This is a genomic window from Boseongicola aestuarii, assembly GCF_900184815.1.
GTDB classification, from domain to species: Bacteria; Pseudomonadota; Alphaproteobacteria; order Rhodobacterales; family Rhodobacteraceae; genus Boseongicola; species Boseongicola aestuarii.
In genome coordinates, this window is record NZ_FXXQ01000024.1 from 1 (window position 1) to 20,449 (window position 20,449).

Genomic DNA, 20,449 nt, shown 5'->3' on the forward strand with positions numbered 1-20,449 from the left:
TGTATCTCATAGGCCAGCAGTCGACGCAGGGTCTCGGCACGCAACCGAGGCGGCACCGTCAGGCCAGGCATTGCAGCCAGTCCCTCGGCGCAGGCTGAGCGATCCATCGAGGCGATCTCCCGAAGCCGCCCCGAGAGTTCATGGATGCTATTGCCTCTCATGCCGCTGCATCGATACGGTAGGTTGGCGTCTTCCCGCTGCGGTCGAGCAAAACGTCAGCACCGCCTTTGCGCAGTTGCGAAATCGCCGCCCGAACTGAGTGGGGTTGCCAGCCGAGTGCCTTCTCCAATTGACTTTGAGTCGCCCCCCGCGGACGGCTCAACATTGCCGCCAACCGCGCCTTTTTATACGGCTTTGGTTTGCTGGTATGCTTGGTCGCTTTTGCGTCAGCCTGATTGCATTCGGTTTTTTTCGTGGTCGTCATGTCGGTCTCCATCGATCCCAGGCACCGGACCATCCAGCCGCCCGTACCGACAAGCGCCCGACGAGCCGGGCGGAGACTCGCGAAACAGCAAACGCGACGTCCACACACACGCTCACATTCCGTACGAAGTCCAGTCATTCAGTGGCAGATATCGGCGTCTGGCCGCAATTCGGTTGCCGTTTTAGAGATCTCAATAGATCTGAAAGACGCTGGGCAAACTCGGTCCAACAAGCACTCGCACTGCACATTTAATGGCGCAAAACACAAAAGCAGACGTTCGCGCAATGCGCAGCGAACGGCTGCTCTGAGCCCAAAGCGGTAGTTGGAAGCCGTGCTGGCGAGACAAGATTCCTCTTGGAACTATGCCTGCCTGTGGCCGTCAAAGAGGGCGACCGACTGCGGCCGCGCAGCCATTCAGAAACAAGGTGGCGATAGTTGGCGTTGGCTTCGCGGTTAATTTGATAGGGAGCGCGTCATGCGTTCAGAAATCGCGTTCGAAAGGCCCGTTTGGGCCTCTCTCCTTTTGGAGTTCACGGGCAATCAAGAGCCAAGCCGAGTTTTGCCCCCTCCAACAGGGACAAACAGATACTTGATCTCTGATCTTTGGGCGAAATTGATCGCGTTGCTGTGGTCCATATCGGGTGTAGCGGCGTTGCGCGTGCATAGATTGAACGTATCGCCTACCGCCTGTACAATCCGGGGGTCCCCGTGGCTCAGCTGGATTTGCAGCCCCCGCAAATAATAGCCGTCCGGGTTTTCCATGACCTCGCCTTTTGCGACGATCTGATTGACGTGGTCAGGACCGCAGAGTTCGGCAACCTTTGACTGTGCCTCGGCAGTTCCGGCGATCATAGTCAGAGCAATTATATATGCAGAAACGTTCATTGTGTTATCCTCCTGTTGGCGTTGCGGCTCACCCTTGCGACGATAGGTCGACGTGTGCGGGCCAACTTGTGGGAACAAATGAACATGCCGGCTGATGAATTGTCCCGAAATGGACCCGAAATCGAGACGAAATCACATCAGCCAATTCTGCTGGGAGAGTTTTGTTTTGATATAGCATTGCCAGAGCTGTCCAGCGCGTCGGGAGAGCCCGTCAATCTTCGCAGTCAAAGCCTTGAGGTGTTGCGGCTTCTGGCTGACCAGGCCGGGAAGGTTGTAACTAAGGATAGCTTGATCGAAGCGGTTTGGGGCGAAACATTCGTAACTGACGACAGTCTTGTCCAATGCATTTCTGACATCCGCCGCGCCATTGGCGACCGGGATCATAAGATGATCCAGACCTTGCCGCGACGTGGCTACCGTATGAATGCGGGCCGCGCCACACCACTTTTGCCGACGCGCTCCATGCCCGACCTCGCAAAAAGGTGTGCGATCGCAGTTCTACCCTTCACCAGCCTCAGCGACGACCGCGAACAACAGTTCTTTGCTGAAGGACTCAGCGAAGACCTGATTGTGCGTCTATCGATGGTGCGGTCGCTTGTTGTATTGGCCGCGCCATCAAATTTTTCGTTTGGCGGCGATTTCATGCGTGCCGAGGGTGCGGGAACCGAATTTGGACCGGAGTATCTGATCAAGGGAACCGTGCGGCGTTCGGGCGACATGGTTCGCGTAACGGTTCATCATCTGAATTATCAAAGCGGAACTGTGATCCAGTCGCGCCGTTACGACAGGCATGTGAAGGACATTTTCGAGATTCAGGATGACATTGCCAGCGAAATAATCACCGAGACTCGTGTAGCGCTTAGCGAAGGCGAAGTTGCACGCCTGGCCATCCGTCGGACGCGTAGCGTCCCGGCGTGGGAGTTCTTTCATCAGGGCGTGCTGGAGCACATCAAATACACCCCCGAGAGCAATCAGGCAGCACGCCGTCTGTATCAAAAGGCGCTCGAAATCGACCCCAACTACTATGATGCGATGGTTGCCGATGGCTGGGCGCTCTGGCAGGAAGCCCGCTCGTCACCTGTTGTCAGTCGGACCGACGCGCTTAGTGAATGTCGGGGCTTGGTCGAGCGGCTGATCGCTCGATGGCCGGACTATCCTGATACCCTTCATCTGGATGCGGTGCTTTTGATGATGGAGGGAAAGCACGATGCCGCCCAGGATCGAGCCGATCAGGCCCGAGCGGCGGGGCGCGCGTATTTATGGGGCTACGCAATCGTCCATATTTACGGTGGGAGCGTGAAAAAAGCTTCAGAGCTATTCCGACAAGCCATAAGTACAGCTCTTGTCGTCAATGACGACGCGCTGTTTTGTTATGCGCATTGCCTTACCCTTTTAGGGCATTACAAACAGGCGATCATTCTTGCGGAAGAATACCGTTCGCGGGTGCCTACCACAGTCTACGGTTTTACTTTGTTGGCAACCGCTCAGGCATTGGACAGCCAGGCGGCAGCAGCCGCAGACACGATTACAGACATGCGTGAGATGCACCCGCATTTCACGCTTGCGATGTTCCGTCGTCACGAACCCTATCGCGACGCTGATACGCTTGACCGTATTGTCGCTCTGCTGAAAAAAGCAGGTATACCCGATTGAGCAATCCTGAAAGATTCGGTTTCCGCTCAGCAGCAAAAGGTGAATTCGTTCCTCATAGTTGTCATTGGTGCAGTCGGAAGCGAATGACAGCTTTGAATTCGAAACGGTTGTTGGAAAGCGGAGGTTAGTAAATTAGCGTGGTCAAAAGCTTAGTGAGACGCCCGCATCTTATGGAGGCTTCAAAACAAGCAAGTACAGCTGAAGGAGCGAGCATTGGAACTCAATGGCAAGGTCATTCTCATTACTGGCGCGTCCGGAGGGATCGGGGCTGCCACAGCACGTCGATTAGCTAAGAAAGGTATGGCGCTGGCCTTAGCGGGTCGGAATGTCAAAAAGCTCGAGGCTGTCGCTCAAGAATGTCAGAAACTTGGCGGACTGGCCGAAGTATTTCCCGGTGAAATCACAGACCAAGATTACACATCAGGTCTCCCGGATGCTGTTAGAGCGCATTTTGGCGCACTCAATGCGCTATTTAATAACGCAGGGGTCTTCGAGACGGGGGCATTCGATCAAGCTGACATTTCGCGATGGGACGCTGCGCTTGATATTAACTTCAGGAGTCTTTTGCATCTGACAAAGGCGGCCGTTCCGCACCTTTTGGAGAACGCCGAGAGCGCCGTCATCAACCTAAGCTCCATTGCAGGCCGCATGACCTTCGGTGGTGGAGGTATATACAGTGCCACAAAACACGCTGTGCATGCTTTCTCTGGCTGCCTTTTTGAAGACCTGCGCGACCGAGGCTTGAAGGTTAGTACGATCTATCCTGGCTTCGTCGATACTGGCATGACTTCTGGTGTTGAGGGAGACCGCTCAAAAATGATCCAGCCGGACGACGTCGCCGGTACGTTGGAGTTCGTCTTGGAGTTCCCCTCTAATGCCTGCCCCACCGAGATTGTTATTCGTCCGCAATTCCCCCTTTGAGCAGCAGGCAAATAGGTCAATAGCTGGGGTCCCGTGCCACCTCTCTGCATTTTTGAAGTTTTGTGCTAGCCTGTACAGATCAGAAAAATGAGAACGGGGATAGACAATGTCTGATACACACAAAGGTCAATGCTTTTGCGGTGCCGTCGAAATAGAAGTGACTGGTGAGCCCGCCGGCATGGGATACTGCCATTGCGAGAGTTGCCGGCACTGGTCGGCAGGCCCAGTCAACGCCTTCACACTTTGGGACCCTGACAGAGTTAAGGTGGTTAAGGGCGAAGAGCATCTTCTTCAATACAACAAGACCGAAAATACCGACCGGAAATGGTGCGCGAAGTGTGGAGGCCATGTCATGGCAGGGCATCCGGGGCTCAAACTCATCGACGTCTACGCAGCGATCATTCCAAGCGTCGAGTTTGAGCCTGGCATCCACGTCAATTACGCGGAGACGGTGCTACCGATGAAAGATGGCCTCCCGAAGATGAAGGATTTTCCGTCCGAGTTTGGAGGTTCTGGAGAAGTGGTTCCAGAGTAAAGGAAAAAGAAAGAATCGATAGAACGGCTGCGTCCCAGGATGTGGGACGCCTAAGAATAATTGTGCCCAAATTTGGATCCTATATATCAATATGACGGCGCGTCAGTCGACCGAGGTGTAAACTCCGGGAAGCGACCTGGAGGAAATCATGCAAATTCCATTGCTATTCCTGATTGTTCTTTTGACAACATCCACGCTTGCTGACGCACGCGAGGCGAACCATTTGCAAGGCGCGGATTCGCCATATCTATTGCAACACGTTGACAATCCCGTGGACTGGTATCCTTGGGGACCCGAGGCCCTAAACATGGCGAGGGACGAGAACAAGCTCATTTTCGTCTCGGTTGGATACTCCTCTTGTCACTGGTGCCATGTGATGGAGGAAGAGAGCTTCGAATCTGAGGCGATCGCAGCATTGCTGAACGAGCATTTCGTGTCGATCAAGATCGACAGGGAGAGCCGGCCTGACCTGGACGAGCAATTCATGGTCGTGACCCAGGTGCTCGCCGGCGGCGGCGGCTGGCCAAATTCAGTCTTCCTGACACCTGAAGGTGATCCCTTTTTTGCTGGCGGGTATTTTCCTCCGGATGTGTTTGAAGACGTCGTGATGAAGGTTCAGGAAGCCTGGCGTGACGACCCAGCCTTCGTCAGCGCTGAGGCTGCGAAGGTCGCATCCGTGGTTTCGCGTGCGTTGTCGCAGAGAGTAGCTGCGCGCGAGCTCACTCCTGAAATCGCGCAACTTGCCGTCCAAGGTATCCTTGAGGAAACGGACAGCTTTTATGGCGGCTACGGCGTGGCCCCGAAGTTCCCGCGCGAACCCCTTTTTCTATTTCTCCTAGACCATGCTGAGCGGACTGGTGAGCGAGAGGCTCTTGAGGCGGTCACCGGCATGCTCGACGGGATGATCAAAGGGGGGATTCACGATCATGTCGGCGGCGGGTTTCATCGCTACGCCATCGATCCCGAATGGCACGTCCCACATTTCGAGAAGATGCTCTACACGCAGGCACTGACCGGCCGACTGCTTGTGCGGGCTTGGGCCATAACCGGAGAGCAACACTACCGTCGCGCGGCGGAACGCACTTTCGACTACGTTCTGCGGGAGATGCAAAGCCCTGAGGGCGGGTTTTTTTCAGCTCAGGACGCCGACAGCCTTAGTGCCGCAGGTGAGCGCGTCGAAGGGGCGTATTACATGTGGACCCCATCCGATCTCGCCTCGCTCGAAGAAGACGCGGCGCTCGTGCGCGCCGTTTTCCAAGTCGAACCCGACGGTGATTTCGAGAGGGCGAACGTATTGAATCTCGTTGCGCTTCCGAGTGAAATCGCGTTTGACGCCGGCTTTGCCCCGTCGGCTTTTTTGACCCGACTCGACGGGATACTTGGCGAAATGTATCAGCTGAGGGGCAACCGCCCGCCGCCTTTCCTCGATGAAAAGGTCGTGGTGTCATGGAACGCAGTAATGATCGAGACACTAGCAGAAGCAGCTAATCGGCTGAAGCGGCCGGAGTACTACCGTGCAGCCGACAAGGCGACCCGCTTCATTCTCGAACACATGCGGTCAGACGAAGAATTCAAGCGCATCTGGTTCAACGGATCGCCCGGAACACCTGCGCAGTTGCCGGACTATGCTGGCCTCGGGCTCGCGTTGATAGCTCTTCATGACTATGCCCCCAGCGACCACCAATCAAACTACTGGCTGCAAGAGGCGGCCGCGCTGGCGGATGACCTTCGCATCAGGTTCGGTCCCGTCGATAATGGGCTGCGCATGACCGAGTCCTTAGAGGGGCTCGGAGAGTTCATACCCGTCGATGATACCGAGATACCGTCTGGCAACGCGCTGGCCCTGACGCTCTTTACCCGGTTGGCGCATCGCGCGCATTTGGCTCACATCGAACAAGATGCCTTTCGCCTTGCCGGGGCGCTGTCCGGGCTCGCTGCCGACATTCCAGAACAACGTGGTTTCGCATTTAAAGCCATTCAGGAACTGCAAGAGGGCGCGACCGGCCCCATCCGGCACGTTGCCAAGGGTGCTGTTCGAGCGGAAATCCGCAACAACCGCGAGGCGGGGGAAATCCTGATCGACATCCAGATCGCCGACGGGTGGCACATCAACGCTCACGAGCCGCTGGAGGACTACTTCATTGCGACCGACTTTTCGGTCGAAGCGGTGCCCGGGGTCGAAATTGCGTATCCGGACCCGGCAATCAAGAGCCTGTCATTCAACGATATGCCGCTGGCTCTTTATGAGGGGCATCTGCAGATCGTCGCAAAGAGCGCGGACCCAGCAGACACTGCCTCTGCCCGTCGCGCCGTTCTGACCATTCAGGCGTGTAACGACGAGATCTGCCTTCAGCCAGAGAAACTGGTCTTTGCGCTTTGGTGATCCCAGAAAATTCAGATGCCGCGTCCATTCCGCACCAACATACGAAGGGCCGCTTTGTCCGCAACGCAGTCGTTGGTGCCAGGCGCAGCGAATGGCGGTTTTGAGCCCAGTGTGGCCATTGGCTCATTGTGCCTATGTGTTCGTTGTCCCAGAGGGCTCACGTTCCTAAGTGCAACCGATTTGGATCTATGGTTTTGGAGCCAATCACACCGATTTTTTTAAGAAATCTTGATGCCGGCGTATTCTTCAATTTGACTTAGACGATTCAAACTTGCGGGTGACCAGGTCGTTCTGAACTCGTAGAAACGCTCAACGCGCGGGTCATTTTCCGGAAGGGTGACCCAAGGCTGCTTTGAGCCTGTGTAGATGTGCACGTCGGGTGGGAATTGATCCGGGTCATCAAGAGTTCCGACACGAACGAACCTAATATGTTTTCGCAGGCCGCCCATATTGTAGTTGCTCCAAATCGCAACCTTGCACTTTTTGCAGCGCGTGATGTCCTGACCTGTGCCGCTGGGTGTGGGAACTGAGGTCTCCTCTACCGTGCCCTCGATAAGCCTTACCCGATCAGCCTCATACAAGGCATTAATAGCAAATGCAGAGCCCGAATTTTTCTGGCAACCGCGGCAATGACAGCCATGCACGATCAGCGGATCTTCCACCACCTGAAAACGTACATGACCACATGTGCAGCTCCCCTCTGTAACGTAAGAATTTGTACTCATTGCATTATGCTCTTTCCCTAAATTTCGTCAGGCAATGGTAACTTCCAATGTTGATGGCGTTTCACTGCGGCAGCAGTCGGCGACAGGCGAATGAGTCACAGCATAATCCACAATCTCCCACAGGACTTTTTCGCTAACTCCCACGGCACCGATTTTTACGCGGGTTCGCAGGCTCAGGGAACCCGCGCGTACCGATTTGTCTATACCGAAGAGGCCTCTGTCGTCATCAACGCTGTCGGTCGTGACCTCAAGTGTGTCCAATGAGATCCCCAACTCGGCTGCGCGCAACGCAATCCTGGTAGCGTCACAGGTTGCCAGCGCTGCACGTGACAACCAGCCCGGAGATGGAGCAGAGCCGTCTCCTCCCACGGCTTGGGGCATGTCGGTTATGACTGACTGGCCATTTTCACCGGTGGCTCGGCATTTCAATCCGCCTTCCATGACGGCCGTGATTGGAGGACTAGTGCTAAGCGCGTCGTTTGGATTGTCTTTCAAATAGGCGATAACGCCGTTGACTGATTTCTGGATGTGTTCAACCGCCATCGTGTGCTCCTGTTTTGATGCTTAGGTTCAGTTGGTGTCTTCTTTGGCCTCGATGGGGGCCATGACATGGGCGAGTGGTGTTTCCCCCCACATGACATATGGCCCGCCAGCAAATGGATCTCGCGGTAAGTCGGCCAACATTTCCATGTTCGGGAATAGCATCATAAGGTGTGGCCCATCCTGAACCCAAACCCCACCGTCATTGGGGTCGGTTGCCATCGGGTTGTCGTTGTTCACTAACGCGTCGCCCTGGAGCATGTAGGAGAAACCCACGACATCGGTGGAGAAATCGGTTCCGGCCGCGACAGAAGCCATCCACTTCATCCAAACTGGATCATTGCACATGGGGTGCGTGTCGCCGGGAATTAAGCCGACTCCCGGCAGGCAGACCCAGTCATTGCTGCCCTCTTTGAGGATCGTGCCATCCACGTCCATGATTGTCGCGTTCGCGCTGATGTCAGCCGGAGCCGCCGACATAGCTCGGGCGATTTTTTCGTCATTTGACTCGGCGATAGCTGCACCGGCCAGTCCACCTGTCGCAGCAATCGCGAGCGCTGTGCCGATATTGGAGATTTTCAAAGCTTTCATTCGTAGTTCCAATTCAGATACTCCTTCTCGAAATTCGTCTGTTATGTCCCATCGGCCATCTGTCTAGACCGAGAATTGAGCGAACGCCGGAATGGTCGTAAGCCGGGCGTCACTTTTAACCTCGCATCAGACGCATGCAGAATATCTTTCATCCTGAAGTTACGCCCGTCCGCTAATAAATTATTTTCTTTTGATTTTTTGGATTTGTCAGTTCATTTATTCTTGGGAGGTATTAAGCAAATCTTTAGGAGCAAGATGAAGACATCACATCTCAATGCTTTGCGCGCGCTAGAGGCTTCTTTGCGTGGCGGCAGCTTTCGAGCCGCGGCGGACGAGCTCGGCGTCACAACTGCAGCTGTCGGACAACAAATTCGTGTTTTAGAAGAATATGTTGGAAGCCAACTGTTCGTTCGAAACCCGTCCGGTGCGGTGCCGACTAGCGCAGCTAGCAGGATCGCGGCCGAGCTGTCAGCAGGCTTTGGTTCCATCAGCTCCGTTTTAACAGAATTGCGTAGTTCGGGCCCCGGCAATCGCTTGTCAATTTCGATGAGCTTGGGAGTTGGTGAGTACTGGCTAACGCCCAGGCTGTCGGGTTTCTACGCAATTTGTGACCAATTCGATCTGCGGATCGATACGACACACCGTTTAGTCGACCTTCAGTCTGAAGAATTCGACTTCGTGGTGCGCTTCGGATCCGAGCCTGAGTTGCCATTAGAAAGCGCTTTTTTGTTCGCAGGATGCATGGTGCCGATCTGCACTCCGGAATTTGCGGCTAAATACAACCTGTCGCAAGACACCAGGTCACTCACCGACGTGCCGCTTATTCACGTCAAGAAAGAAACCAACGACCCAGGATGGTTGGATTGGAGCAGTTGGAGCAAAGATTGCGGAGTCGAATATCAGAAGAGAACCGCAATTCCGGAATTTCCACGTCTCAGTTCTGGTCTGAAGGCGGCGAAAGAAGGCTTGGGGGTCGTCTTGTGCGGAATGGTCGAAACCTATTCTTCTTTAGCCGACGGCTCTATGATCCTTCCATTCGGTAGAAGTTCAGCCAAGCTTTCGGAGTGGTCATATCGGCTGGTATGGGCGCGTGGCCGAACACGCTCGAAAACGCAAATCGATTTTAGGAACTGGATTATTGCACAGGCTGAGACCTACCGTGGCGACGTGGAAAGGCTAATTGGCAGTTGACGAAAGGACCTTCAGAGCCAAGGCGACAAGAGCACTGCATTGATTGGAAGGGAAGCGCACCCGAAGCACCCGAAGCACCCGAAGCGGTCGCGTGGCGGATGGAAGTTCTGGCACAAGACAGAGATGGTTGCGAAAGTCTGATTTCAGTCGTCCATTGACCTTTCATAAGGGAGCTATGAATGTCGACTTTGTCCGCAAATTCGTCGTTCAAGCGAGCTGCAGGGAATGACGGCTCCGAGCCCAATCTACCGGATGCCGCAGTACGAACATGGGTCTGAAATACCGCCCTGAAGGGCCGGCATTGACGAGCGAAATTATCCTTCTTTGAACAATTTGGCATCTGGCGTGCTACGATCCTGCCGCTGGTGGAGAAAAGCGGCGCCAGCGCTGATGATCACTCCTCCGAACACCGCAATTACCCAGTCAATGGGATGGAGCGGGGAGAGGTGGAGAACAGTTGCGATCGGTTCGATCTGAATCGCGGCAAAGGCCGACAGGACCGGAGCCACCGTCGCGATCCAGGCGGATCTGGACCCAAGCCGGGTCAGGGCCGCAGTAATGGCCGAACCTGCGATGATGAGGGAAGCCATTGCCATCGATCTCGCGTGCGGGACATCGACAGTCTCGCCGAGATTGAGGATATATCCTCCTAGGATGACCGCGCTTGCCAGGGTGCCGACAAGGCCGATCGCCAACCATTCTCGCGGAGCGAAGAAGCTTAGTCGATTTCCTTTGCTCCGGTGCGAGAGCATGCCCTGCGACGGCAGGTTCTGGAAGACCAGCAAGGCCGTCGGATGAAGGATGAGCTCGATCCAGATGATGTGGATCGGCAGGTATAGCAGCGGATACCCCATAAGCGGGATCAGTGCTGCGGTCGCGACAAGCGGCGCGTGCAGCATGAGCAGATAAGCGAAGCTGAGGCGGAGGTTCGTGAAGAGCTGGCGTCCCTCCGCGATCGCGCCGACGATCGTGGCGAAGTTGTCATCCAGCAGCACGATTGAGGCGACCTCGCGCGCCGACCGCGTGCCCCGCTCACCCATTGCGATCCCAACATCCGCGCCGCGAAGGGCTGGCGCGTCGTTGACCCCATCGCCGGTCACCGCGACCATCTCTCCCTTGGCCCGCAGCGCCTGAACCAGAGCAAGCTTCTGCGACGGTGTGCACCGGGCGACGACATCGAAATCGATCCTGGCCTCCTGCCTATCAAGGTGCGCCGCCAGGTCTTTTCCGTCGATTACCCGCGGCTCTGCCGCCCCGATGCCGATCTCCTGTGCAATGGCTGCGGCTGTGCGCGCATGGTCCCCCGTGATCATGATGACACGGATGCCCGCATCTTGTGCCTCGCGCACTGCATCGGCGACACTGGGCCGCACCGGATCGGAGAAAGCGAGCAGGCCCGCAAAGTCAAAGCCGGTCTCGGGTTCTTCCCCCGACCAATCTTGAAGCGACCGGATGGCGACCCCGATCACCTTGTGACCCGAGGCAGCCAACTCCTGTGTGCGTTGGCGCCACAGGTCGCGTTTTTCCTCCGACATTGTGGTCATTCCGATCACAGTCTCGGGTGCCCCTTTCATTGCGGCACTACAGTTGCCTTTAGGTGAGCGTAGGACAGCGACCTCGCGCAGTCGGTCCTCGGTGAAAGGGAAGACTGCCTCGACCTTGCCATTTGAGGCCCGCGCGCTTTCGAGAAGGATCAGATCCAGCGGATCGGCTGTCTCTGCTCGGGAGGCCGTCGCGGCGATCGCGAGCAGTTCGTTATCGCTCAGCCCCTCGGCGGGGTGTGCGTTATTCAACGTCAGCTTCCCGTCGGTCAGCGTGCCAGTCTTGTCCGTGCAAATACAGGAAATCCGACCAATATTCTCGACCACGACAGCGCGTCTGACAAGTGCCTGCTTTCTAGCGAGGCGATAGACGCCAAGGCCGAGGAAGAACGAGAAAACGACCGGGAACTCCTCGGGCAGCGCGGCGATAGCGAGGGTGACCGCGCTGAGAAGTGCGTCTACAGCACCATAACCCTGAGCGTAGCGGATCCCTGCAAGTATGACGCAGAGAAGCAATGCGACGACAAGCAGGATTTGCACCAGCCGGGCGATCGCGTCCTGAAGCGGCGTCCGATCGACTTGCGTTGCGCGGGACAGCCGCGCGATCTCTCCGTACAGCGTTTCGGCCCCGGTTAGCGCGATGACCACGCGGGCTTCGCCCGTCAGAAGACGGGTACCGGCCATGCCCCAGTGCTCCCCGTCGACTGTCACGCTTCCGGTTCCAACCGGCCTAAGACCCAATGGAGCCTTGCGAACGGGAAGCGCTTCGCCTGTGAGGGTCGACTCGTCGGCCTGCAGGGCGTCACCGGACTGGATAAGCCCGTCTGCCGGAAAGTAGGCGCCCGACGGCACGATCACGAGATCACCGGGAACGAGGTCTTCCGCCAGCACATCCTGCTCATGCCCATCCCGCAGAACCCGGGCCTGGGACGCCAGCCGCGCGCGCAGCCCCTCGGTCGATGCCTGCGTGCGTCTGTGCAGGTAAGCGTCCATCCCAGCAATTGGAATAAGGGCAACTCCCAAGACAGCCGCTTCAGTAAGATCTCCGAGCCAGATAAACAGGAAGGCAGTGCCGATGAGAAACCAGATCATCGGATCGCTGACTGTGCTGCGGACGATCTCTAGCCAACCCGAAGGACTCTCCGCTACGATGGTGTTTGGCCCGAAAGTTGCGCGCCGTTCGACCACCTGTGCGGCATCGAGTCCGTTAGTATTATTCCACAAGTCGTGAAGACGTTCGGCAGGCGCGCTACGATTCAATTGTAATTCCTGTCATTAGGTCTGAAGCGGCTGTCGAAATACGTTTCGGTGACTTGATCCATAGCAGCCTGCCCGACGATTCTACATACCGGTCTGCATATTTCCCAAGGCAATCCCGCCACTTCAGTCGCGCGCTCTCGACCGCACTGACCTGTACATCGCGACCCGCCGGAGCCGCAGCGCATTGGTAATGATCGATACTGCGGACAGGCTCGCTGCCGCCGCGGCGATCATCGGCGACAGTAGACCCCCGGTGACGGGGTAAAGCAGACTAGCCGAGATTGGCAAGCCAAAGGAATTGCAGGCGAAGAACGGGCTCTGCTTGATGTTGCGCAGGGTAGACCAAGCGAGCTTGTGCAATCCATTGTGAAGTTCAGCAAGGCGCAGATATGCAGCGGTATTTGCGCTTAGTACGAATTGGCCCTTTGTCCGCATTGCAGTCATTAATTTTCGCTGCAGCGAATGACGGCTTCGAGCCCAAAGCAGACCTTGGTGCATTCCGCAGCGAAGAGCGGCTCCAGGCTTAAGAGTGCACCTCGAGGCCGATCTGCTCTTTTCGTTTGGTATATCAGCCAAAGAAGATCATACAGCACCATGCTGTCTACTTCCTTGAAATCTTTCGCCCATCACGCCCGCTACTTTCCTTTGTGGTCGGCGCTGACTTTGGCTCGCTGGCGGCCTTTCAGTTCAAGGTCCCGCGGATTAGGCACAACGTTCGCTGCGGTCATGCGTTGGTTTCCGCCCGCCAGATTGCGATTTGATCGCGAGGCCAAGCGGATCTTCCCCGATATGAATCGCAGCGATCGCGCAAAACTGGGGCAAGATATGGGTCGTCATATGGGCCGGACTCTTTTTGAAATCTATCACTGCAGAGAGTTTCAATCTCAGAACTATAGATTCAGCATCTCAGGCCCCGGCCTTGCCGCTTTGAAGGAAGCGCAGGCCGCCGGCAAAGGAGCAATAATCGTGTCTGGCCATTTTGGACAATGGGAAGCTGTTCGGACTGCAATCAAGATGCATGGCATGGAAAGCGGAGCCATTTATCGACCCCATAAGAACCGACATTACGAGCGTCGGATTCTGGCAGGTATCGAAGCAGGCGGGAAACCAATTTTTCCCACGGGCCGCGTCGGTACAAGAGGTCTTGTTCGCCATCTGCGGACAGGTGGCATTATCTCAATCCTTCTGGACGAAAAATCCGCAGAAGGTGTGAGCCTCCCTTTTCTTGGAATAGGCGCTCTCACTTCGCTGTCGGCCGCACAACTCGCTCTTAAATATGATTTGCCTATGATCCCGGCCTACGGTATCCGCGCAGAAGACGGCAATGGATTTCGCGTCGAATTCGAGGCGCCAATCGCCCACACTGACAGTGTCGCCATGACCTGCGCTTTCAACGACAGTTTGTCCGCACGCATCATAGCAAACCCGGATCAATGGTACTGGATGTTGAGACGTTGGGGCGGTCAAACTGAGGCAACTCTGTCGACATACCAAGCTTAGGTTCTGGAGACGCCGAACGAACATTGCGAACACGCGGATATGGTGATTTAGCCGCCTGGAATAACCGGCCTGGCAGACGGGGTTCTCTCACTTTCTAGGCTGCCAAGTGACTATTTGATTGTTCCTTTTTTGCCAGCGACAAGACACTTCAATCGACACAAATTTACGGAACGAAGCGACAGATTACTCATACGGTGAGCATCAGTTTTCTCTGACGCCCATTTCACACATAGACACGTTAGGCAAAAAAAATTGAAAAGAACCCTATTCTCCATTTTCACGGCTCTATCAATCACACCGGCTTCTGCTGATACATATAGCACTTTGAGCCAATTCGACATTGTGCGGAACTACGCAACGCATGAAGCGGCAGAAAATATCATTCTAAACGGCAAGATCCTGGGAACCGGAGTTGAGCGCGGGACGCACTCATTTTCCGTCGCGTTTGAAAGTCACATCTATAATTGCGTGACACCATGGGACAGCTATTCCCATTGCAGGTCAGAAACACTGATCCCAATCTTTGAAGTGCGCAAGTAAAGCGACCTGTTACAGAAACTTCCAACGCGCAAAAAGGCCATTGACTAACTGGATCGACTGAACTCATTGGCCCGTTAGGTGATTGTATTTTATAGATAAAGTTGATGCGAGCCGCGTGCTTGCAAGAAGGTGCCCGGAGTGTCGGGTAGAAAACATCTGTGTTTTGCTCTCGTCACCAGATTTCCGGAATAGTTTGTCGCAGAACCACCGGCAGTGGACCTGTGGAGAAGATAGCTGGGCGAGCAAGGTTGTGTTTTCGACGCAGACAGCATAGGTCGATGTAACAAAGTACATGTCTTTCTGCGGCAAAGGCGTATCGCCTGCCGTCACGGGCCATCTCTTACTATCATGAAAATTCAGCTGTCACGTCCCCCCGAAGGGATCTGATGTTTGGGAAGGTTGCCGATGCTATCGCGCACGACCACACCTATCGTGGCATTCGTTCATCCCTTTCTGGGCGCCGGGTACAAAGAAGAATTGCCGCCCGGAAATTATGGACTCTCCAACGACGACGGAGTCCTGCAAAGTCATAGCTTCACGGCCTACCGACGCCCCGCAACGCATCGTCTCAGCGCATGGGCGGTCGATGTGTCCGGGTTGCGTCCCATCGACCACAACAATTGTGCAATGGCTCTGGTGCAAGATCAGATCGACCCGACCAACAACAAAAATGGTGAGGCGGCGCTTTCCCCGTCAAAGGATTAAAAATGACTTTTCCAGAATGGACGAAACCCGGTGTTTACGGCGCTTTGGCAGGCGCCTTTGCTGTCAGTGTTCTCGGTTTCACATGGGGTGGCTGGACCACCGCCGCGAATGCTGAAGAAACAGCGCAGACCCGCGCGAAAGATGAAGTGACCCTTGCGATGGTGCCAGTCTGTCTGAATGCCTCACAAGCAGATCCCCAACGTGCCGCAAAGTTGGAGACTCTCAATGTCTCATCTTCTTTTGCACGCAACAACGCCATGATGGCAACGGGCTGGGCAACATTCCCAGGCGCTGACGAGCCAAACCGCGACCTCGCAACCGCATGTGTTGAGGGGCTAAAGTTGGATGGATCATAACTCAAACTCTGGATCGCCAAGGCACCAGACAACATGCAGGATATTTCTGCCGTCAGGCTTACAGATGTCTCTGGCCCTGTTTCTCAGCTCGCTCGGTGTATTCTTGCTGATAGCCATTCCCGCTTTTGCCCAATCCATCCCAGATAACGCCAAAGCCAAAGGCTATGGCAAAGGGTGGGAATGCAATGCTGGTTTCAGGCCAAGCGAAGGCCGCTGCGTTACAATTGTTGTGCCGCAGAATGCCTATGCGACAAACAGGACATACGGCCGGGGTTGGGCGTGTCATCATGGCTTCAGCGTATCCGACAAGAAAGAATGCCTGGCCGTGTTTGTTCCTGACGGCGGGTTCTTGGACGCCTCTGGCGAGCGGTGGCGCTGCACCCGAGGTTTTGCCAGAGTTGGCGAAACCTGCCAGGAAGTAGTCCTGCCCGCAAACGCCTATCTGTCTGCAACCTCAAGAGGGTCGGCATGGGCGTGTGGACGCGGCTTTGAAGTCAAGGATGACGGATGCGCCGAAATCGCGGTTCCCAGCAACGCTTTTCTGAACTCTTCTGGCTACGGCCAGCCCTGGTCATGTGAGCGCGGTTTCTTCGAGCAGGACGGTCGGTGCGAGCCCGTTGAGGTGCCGGTAAACGCATTCTTCGATAACGCAACTTACGGCACGGGTTGGAAATGCGAGCGTGGATATGCCGCGTCTAACCAGGCATGTAAAGAAATCGAGGTGCCAGACAACGCTCATCTCGACAGTTCAGGCAACCGTTGGGCCTGCAACCGAAATTTCCAAAAATCAAAAGGACAGTGTGTATTCCGGGAATAGGCATCCTCAAGGCCGCGCTCAGCTCAACTTATGCCGTGAAAGAAGGACTTGCCGACTATGCAAACAGCTAACAATGACACCACAACGCAAACTGAGATGACGCTGAAAGGGAGCATCCGCCGTCCTGTCAGAGGTGCGCAAGCGCCGCCGGTGCTTCTCAAAAAGCAAAGACCCGAACGGCCAACATCGCGCGCCGCAACTGCGATAATCTACTGCGAAGGCAATTTCGCCAAAATCGATGGAAAAACGGCCAACGGTCTCGTTCGTCACTCGCAAGCTTATCGTATCTTGTCCGTTATCGACAGCACCCATAGCGGTCAAGACAGCGGACTTATCCTGGAAAATTTGGAGAACAGCATTCCGATCTTTGGCCATCTGGGGGCCGCTGTCGCCAATGAAAAGGCGACTCCGGATACTCTGATCTATGGAATGGCTCCCTCGACGGGGCGACTTTCTCCAGCGGATCGCAGCGTTATTTTGAACGCAATAAATCTTGGAATGAACGTCGTAAGTGGATTGCACGAATTTCTTAGCGAAGACGCTGAAATCGCTGAAAAGGCTTTCGCAAAGAATGTGACGATCCGAGATATTCGCAAACCCAAACTCGTGAAGAATATGCGCCTCTTTGATGGGAGCGTCGCAGACGTCAAAGCTCTGCGAATTGCGGTTCTCGGGACGGATTGCGCCATTGGAAAACGGACAACGGCAACTGTTTTAGCGCGTGCCTTGAACGCCAAGGGCATCAAGACGGTTCTCGTCGGCACGGGTCAGACCGGCTTAATGCAGGGGGCGAAATACGGAATTGCAATGGATGCGGTGCCGCCCCAATTCTGCTGTGGCGAACTTGAGGGCGCAATCGTTGCGGCCTCGAAGGCGGAACAACCAGATGTCATACTGATCGAAGGACAAGGCGCGTTGAGCCATCCAGCGTTTTGCACGTCTGCATTTATTCTGCGGGGGAGCCAACCTGATGCCGTCATCCTTCAGCACGCGCCCAAACGCGCCCATCGATGCGATTTCCCGAATATGCCAATGCCAAGCATCACAAGCGAGATTGCTCTTATCGAGGCATTCTCTGAAACAAAGGTTATTGGAGTGACTCTCAATCATGAAGCGATGGCCGACGCGGAAGTCACAGATACAATCACAGAGCTTTCGCACAGTCTTGGATTACCCGTGACAGATGCGATCAGCCGGGCGCCTGCGCAATTGCTCGCGATCGTAACGGGCGCTTACCCAAACTTGGAGCGAAGGCTTTTGCAGGCCGCAATATGAGCGGCCCCCGGATTGTGGTTGATCTAAAGAAGATACGCAGCAACACACAAACCCTTGTTCGGCGTCTGAACGCACGCGGCATCAGTGTCACAGGCGTTTCCAAGTCCTTTTGCGGACATCCGGCCGTCGCCCAGGCCATGTTAGACGGCGGTGTCGTGGGCCTTGCTGAAGCCCGTGTGAGCAATGCGGACAGACTGCGAAAAGCAGGCATGACATGCCCTATTACTTTGATCCGCACGCCCATGCTGAGTGAAGTCGATCAGATCGTGAAAACTTGTGAAGCGAGTTACAACACAGAAATCGCCGTTGTGGCGGCCTTGTCCGCTGCCGCGATCCACCAAAGTGTGACCCACGGCGTCATCCTGATGGTCGAGATGGGCGATATGCGCGAAGGAATCCTGCCCGAGAATCTGCCTGAAATTGCTGAGCAAGTTGTGCAAATGAAGGGCGTCGCGCTTAAAGGCATTGGCGCAAACTTTGCCTGCCTGAACGGAGTAGCCCCTAGTTCAGGCCAAATGGAGTCCCTCTCCAGTCTTGCCGATGAGATTGAGAAGATCTGCGGGCCCGTCATTCAGACTATATCTGGTGGAAACTCAGCAAACCTCCCTTGGGCGCTCGCTGAGCATTCAATCGGTCGCGTAAACGATCTCAGGTTAGGCGAAGCGATACTTCTGGGCGTCGATCCGATTACCGGAGAACAGATTGGCGGATTGTTTAAGGATGCTTTTACTTTAGTCGCTGAAGTCATCGAGACGGATGAACAGCCCACCCCTCGACGCAATCTGCCCGAATTGCCCAAAATTCGCATCGTTTCAAATAGAAATGATATCGCGCGTTTGATCCTTGCTATTGGGCATCAGGACACCGAAGTCGCAGGGCTTACCATGCCCGAAGGAGGAACGCTGATCGGAGCAACGAGCGACCATCTTGTCATGGTGACGGACTGTGCGACGCTCAAACTGGGTTCTGAAATCGTATTTCAGATGAATTACAAAGCAATAATGAGGGCCATGGCTGCTCCAGACATCGAAACAGTGTTGCTAAACGACCGGCCGTCAAGGCAATCGCGCAGCAGCCAGGGTGAAGCAGAATTTCTGACGCTCGTTTGAAACAGCGCGCCTAAAAACGCGGGCTTTATTTAAACAAAAGGAGGCTGACCAATGGTCAAGCTCATTAAAACGACAGCATTCAAGTCATATGACGCTAAACCCGAATCGCAGATGGACAAGACGACGCGCATCGTCCGGGAAATGATGGAAGTTGACGCTGAACAACGGCAAGCAAAGCGAATTCGTTTGCGCAATGCACGCCTTGAAAGAGAAGCGCATACCCCGCCTGAGACACCCCCCAAAGCCAAACGCAAGCCAGGCGCCACCAAGACCGTCAAAAGGCCATGAAATGACATTGCCAACTTGCTCGATTTATTAGACCGAAGCTGCCAGCGAAATCCAACAATGCGAGAACGGCGCGCCCCCGCATTGAAAGCCTCACAGGCGCGGTGCCCGCTAAGGATCAACCCCGTGACGACATCAGACGAGAACTCAGAAAAAGTTCACTATATTTGCCAGACATACGTGCGAAAGAAAGCGGGGAGGGACAGTCAAGTAGGCCTGAAGATTGCCAAGCAATTCCAGTATTCCACGGCGGCGGAGGCTCAAAATCGGGCAGAAAGGGAATGGCAGTCCGGAGACTTCACGGGTGCCGACGCCTACATGGTCGCTGAGGATGCGGCCAGCGGAGAGATTAGTCCTCCAAGTTTCCTTGTCAGGCTTGGAGACGTTCCGGACTTTGAAGATTCTTGAAACCCATTGTGACGACGTTGTGAGAAACAGAATAATATCGATATTCTGGGTCTTCCACCATCTGGGGAAGTGTGTCCGACAAAAGCGGCCATTCGCACGTTCGGAGCGAATGCTACCTTTGTCCGCATAGCAGTCATTCGCTGTCACGCGCACCAACGACCACAATGCGGGACGAAGCGGGCATTTAGGCCGTCTGAAATCAGAAAAAAGGGTCACGCCGTGCTTTGCGCCAAGGATCACTTCTTCCGGGACAAGTCGCCATCATTCTGCCTGATGATCTGATCCTCGGCACGCCGGGCTGTCTGAGCAGCATGATTGCGCAATATGCCGATTGCGCGGCAGGTCATCTGGTGGGTGCGATGAAGGTATGGGCCATTTCATCAGCCTCCTACGACAGGTTTTGACCCTGTTGAGTTTTCCACGAATTGAAGGGCCAGACTTGACATGTTTCAATGGCGGATCTCTCAATTGCCGGCGTCGCCGTTTCCGTTGCGCCGGGGCTTGCGCAAAGGCGTTACGTTGCCTGGATCGAGGCAGTCGCGAATAGCTGAGGCGTCCAGCGTTTCCTCTGCTTCCAGCCGCGCAATCAAGATGGCTATGCGATCTTGATGCTGTTCGATCAATGTCTGCGCGCGCGTCGCGGCATCCTGCAAGATCGTCATTACGGCCTGATCGACCTGACCAGCGGTATCGTCGGCAAAGGCCACTGGCTGCGCGATCTTGCGCCCAAGAAACGGGCTTTCCTCGGAGTTGCGCAAGTCAATCGGGCCGATCTCGGGGTCCATCCCCCAACGCGCGACCATCG

Annotated in this window: 20 protein-coding genes and 2 pseudogenes; 14 read left to right on the forward strand and 8 right to left on the reverse strand. The window is 55.3% G+C overall.

Annotated elements, in window-relative coordinates; all coding sequences use genetic code 11:
* Positions 1-157: 157 nt before the first annotated feature.
* Together BOA8489_RS18905 and BOA8489_RS18910 are read right to left on the reverse strand one after the other, a co-directional pair.
* Positions 158-436 (reverse strand): DUF3489 domain-containing protein, encoded by a 279-nt coding sequence (locus BOA8489_RS18905; RefSeq protein ID WP_176440374.1) that lies wholly within the window; start codon positions 434-436, stop codon positions 158-160.
* A gap of 528 nt (positions 437-964) precedes the next feature.
* Positions 965-1,309, reverse strand: coding sequence for a hypothetical protein (locus BOA8489_RS18910; RefSeq protein ID WP_093975876.1), 345 nt, complete (start codon positions 1,307-1,309; stop codon positions 965-967).
* 84 nt (positions 1,310-1,393) lie between these two features.
* Between BOA8489_RS18910 and BOA8489_RS18915 the strand changes: the two genes are divergently transcribed.
* From BOA8489_RS18915 to BOA8489_RS18930, 4 genes are all read left to right on the forward strand, one after another.
* Positions 1,394-2,962: a winged helix-turn-helix domain-containing tetratricopeptide repeat protein gene (locus BOA8489_RS18915; RefSeq protein ID WP_176440375.1), complete on the forward strand. Its 1,569-nt coding sequence runs from the start codon at positions 1,394-1,396 to the stop codon at positions 2,960-2,962.
* Positions 2,963-3,175: 213 nt separating this feature from the next.
* Positions 3,176-3,883: an SDR family oxidoreductase gene (locus BOA8489_RS18920; protein WP_176440376.1), complete on the forward strand. Its 708-nt coding sequence runs from the start codon at positions 3,176-3,178 to the stop codon at positions 3,881-3,883.
* A 106-nt stretch (positions 3,884-3,989) separates the two neighbouring features.
* The gene (locus BOA8489_RS18925) at positions 3,990-4,418 is read left to right on the forward strand and encodes a GFA family protein (protein WP_093975879.1); all 429 of its coding nucleotides are present in this window, start codon (positions 3,990-3,992) and stop codon (positions 4,416-4,418) included.
* 148 nt (positions 4,419-4,566) lie between these two features.
* On the forward strand, positions 4,567-6,801 hold the full coding sequence (locus BOA8489_RS18930) for a DUF255 domain-containing protein (RefSeq protein WP_093975880.1): 2,235 nt from the start codon (positions 4,567-4,569) through the stop codon (positions 6,799-6,801).
* Positions 6,802-7,019: 218 nt separating this feature from the next.
* Here BOA8489_RS18930 and BOA8489_RS18935 read toward each other — a convergent pair whose 3' ends face one another.
* From BOA8489_RS18935 to BOA8489_RS18945, 3 genes are read right to left on the reverse strand one after another with little or no spacing between them, the layout of a single operon-like run.
* A complete protein-coding gene (locus tag BOA8489_RS18935) occupies positions 7,020-7,526 on the reverse strand; it encodes a GFA family protein (protein ID WP_093975881.1) in 507 nt (168 codons plus the stop codon).
* Positions 7,527-7,553: 27 nt separating this feature from the next.
* Entirely contained in the window at positions 7,554-8,069 is a 516-nt protein-coding gene (locus BOA8489_RS18940) for an OsmC family protein (protein WP_093975882.1), read from the reverse strand.
* 27 nt (positions 8,070-8,096) lie between these two features.
* Positions 8,097-8,657, reverse strand: a complete 561-nt coding sequence (locus BOA8489_RS18945) for a hypothetical protein (protein WP_245813981.1) — start codon at positions 8,655-8,657, stop codon at positions 8,097-8,099.
* Between the two features lie 75 nt (positions 8,658-8,732).
* Between BOA8489_RS18945 and BOA8489_RS18950 the strand changes: the two genes are divergently transcribed.
* The gene (locus tag BOA8489_RS18950) at positions 8,733-9,848 is read left to right on the forward strand and encodes a LysR substrate-binding domain-containing protein (RefSeq protein WP_141138342.1); all 1,116 of its coding nucleotides are present in this window, start codon (positions 8,733-8,735) and stop codon (positions 9,846-9,848) included.
* A 314-nt stretch (positions 9,849-10,162) separates the two neighbouring features.
* On the opposite strand, the gene BOA8489_RS18955 is transcribed toward BOA8489_RS18950, so the two are convergent.
* Both BOA8489_RS18955 and BOA8489_RS20880 read right to left on the reverse strand, forming a co-directional pair.
* Positions 10,163-12,649, reverse strand: coding sequence for a cation-translocating P-type ATPase (locus tag BOA8489_RS18955; protein WP_093975884.1), 2,487 nt, complete (start codon positions 12,647-12,649; stop codon positions 10,163-10,165).
* A gap of 123 nt (positions 12,650-12,772) precedes the next feature.
* A pseudogene (locus BOA8489_RS20880) lies at positions 12,773-13,003 on the reverse strand (hypothetical protein); the annotation flags it as partial.
* A gap of 240 nt (positions 13,004-13,243) precedes the next feature.
* Between BOA8489_RS20880 and BOA8489_RS18965 the strand changes: the two are divergent.
* The 9 genes from BOA8489_RS18965 to BOA8489_RS20275 all read left to right on the forward strand — a co-directional run bounded on the left by BOA8489_RS18965 (position 13,244) and on the right by BOA8489_RS20275 (position 20,048).
* Positions 13,244-14,149, forward strand: a complete 906-nt coding sequence (locus BOA8489_RS18965; RefSeq protein ID WP_093975885.1) for a lysophospholipid acyltransferase family protein — start codon at positions 13,244-13,246, stop codon at positions 14,147-14,149.
* A 945-nt stretch (positions 14,150-15,094) separates the two neighbouring features.
* On the forward strand, positions 15,095-15,394 hold the full coding sequence (locus BOA8489_RS18975) for a hypothetical protein (protein WP_093975887.1): 300 nt from the start codon (positions 15,095-15,097) through the stop codon (positions 15,392-15,394).
* A gap of 2 nt (positions 15,395-15,396) precedes the next feature.
* On the forward strand, positions 15,397-15,750 hold the full coding sequence (locus tag BOA8489_RS18980; protein WP_093975888.1) for a hypothetical protein: 354 nt from the start codon (positions 15,397-15,399) through the stop codon (positions 15,748-15,750).
* Between the two features lie 64 nt (positions 15,751-15,814).
* Complete coding sequence (locus BOA8489_RS18985) at positions 15,815-16,567, forward strand: hypothetical protein (RefSeq protein WP_093975889.1); 753 nt, start codon at positions 15,815-15,817, stop codon at positions 16,565-16,567.
* Between the two features lie 57 nt (positions 16,568-16,624).
* Entirely contained in the window at positions 16,625-17,842 is a 1,218-nt protein-coding gene (locus BOA8489_RS18990; RefSeq protein ID WP_245813983.1) for an N-acetyltransferase DgcN family protein, read from the forward strand.
* Positions 17,839-18,951: an alanine racemase gene (locus BOA8489_RS18995; RefSeq protein WP_093975890.1), complete on the forward strand. Its 1,113-nt coding sequence runs from the start codon at positions 17,839-17,841 to the stop codon at positions 18,949-18,951. The genes BOA8489_RS18990 and BOA8489_RS18995 overlap by 4 nt, the downstream gene beginning before the upstream one ends.
* Before the next feature lie 51 nt (positions 18,952-19,002).
* Positions 19,003-19,239 carry a hypothetical protein gene (locus BOA8489_RS19000; RefSeq protein WP_093975891.1) on the forward strand — a complete coding sequence of 79 codons (237 nt, stop codon included), beginning with the start codon at positions 19,003-19,005 and terminating at the stop codon, positions 19,237-19,239.
* 123 nt (positions 19,240-19,362) lie between these two features.
* On the forward strand, positions 19,363-19,644 hold the full coding sequence (locus BOA8489_RS19005; protein WP_093975894.1) for a hypothetical protein: 282 nt from the start codon (positions 19,363-19,365) through the stop codon (positions 19,642-19,644).
* 224 nt (positions 19,645-19,868) lie between these two features.
* Positions 19,869-20,048, forward strand: coding sequence for a hypothetical protein (locus BOA8489_RS20275; RefSeq protein WP_176440377.1), 180 nt, complete (start codon positions 19,869-19,871; stop codon positions 20,046-20,048).
* 60 nt (positions 20,049-20,108) lie between these two features.
* Here BOA8489_RS20275 and BOA8489_RS19010 read toward each other — a convergent pair.
* Positions 20,109-20,449: pseudogene (locus BOA8489_RS19010) on the reverse strand (ATP-dependent zinc metalloprotease FtsH); the annotation flags it as partial.

What these genes read in the sequence shown, in the direction of transcription:
- BOA8489_RS18995 (WP_093975890.1), top strand. Translation starts at nt 17,839, where the DNA reads ATGAGCGGCCCCCGGATTGTGGTTGATCTAAAGAAGATACGCAGCAAC.
- BOA8489_RS18930 (WP_093975880.1), top strand. Translation starts at nt 4,567, where the DNA reads ATGCAAATTCCATTGCTATTCCTGATTGTTCTTTTGACAACATCCACG.
- BOA8489_RS18990 (WP_245813983.1), top strand. Translation starts at nt 16,625, where the DNA reads ATGCAAACAGCTAACAATGACACCACAACGCAAACTGAGATGACGCTG.
- BOA8489_RS18980 (WP_093975888.1), top strand. Translation starts at nt 15,397, where the DNA reads ATGACTTTTCCAGAATGGACGAAACCCGGTGTTTACGGCGCTTTGGCA.
- BOA8489_RS18915 (WP_176440375.1), top strand. Translation starts at nt 1,394, where the DNA reads ATGCCGGCTGATGAATTGTCCCGAAATGGACCCGAAATCGAGACGAAA.
- BOA8489_RS18910 (WP_093975876.1), bottom strand. Translation starts at nt 1,309, where the DNA reads ATGAACGTTTCTGCATATATAATTGCTCTGACTATGATCGCCGGAACT.
- BOA8489_RS18935 (WP_093975881.1), bottom strand. Translation starts at nt 7,526, where the DNA reads ATGAGTACAAATTCTTACGTTACAGAGGGGAGCTGCACATGTGGTCAT.
- BOA8489_RS18940 (WP_093975882.1), bottom strand. Translation starts at nt 8,069, where the DNA reads ATGGCGGTTGAACACATCCAGAAATCAGTCAACGGCGTTATCGCCTAT.
- BOA8489_RS18925 (WP_093975879.1), top strand. Translation starts at nt 3,990, where the DNA reads ATGTCTGATACACACAAAGGTCAATGCTTTTGCGGTGCCGTCGAAATA.
- BOA8489_RS19000 (WP_093975891.1), top strand. Translation starts at nt 19,003, where the DNA reads ATGGTCAAGCTCATTAAAACGACAGCATTCAAGTCATATGACGCTAAA.
- BOA8489_RS18905 (WP_176440374.1), bottom strand. Translation starts at nt 436, where the DNA reads ATGGAGACCGACATGACGACCACGAAAAAAACCGAATGCAATCAGGCT.
- BOA8489_RS18985 (WP_093975889.1), top strand. Translation starts at nt 15,815, where the DNA reads ATGTCTCTGGCCCTGTTTCTCAGCTCGCTCGGTGTATTCTTGCTGATA.
- BOA8489_RS18965 (WP_093975885.1), top strand. Translation starts at nt 13,244, where the DNA reads ATGCTGTCTACTTCCTTGAAATCTTTCGCCCATCACGCCCGCTACTTT.
- BOA8489_RS18945 (WP_245813981.1), bottom strand. Translation starts at nt 8,657, where the DNA reads ATGAAAGCTTTGAAAATCTCCAATATCGGCACAGCGCTCGCGATTGCT.
- BOA8489_RS18975 (WP_093975887.1), top strand. Translation starts at nt 15,095, where the DNA reads ATGCTATCGCGCACGACCACACCTATCGTGGCATTCGTTCATCCCTTT.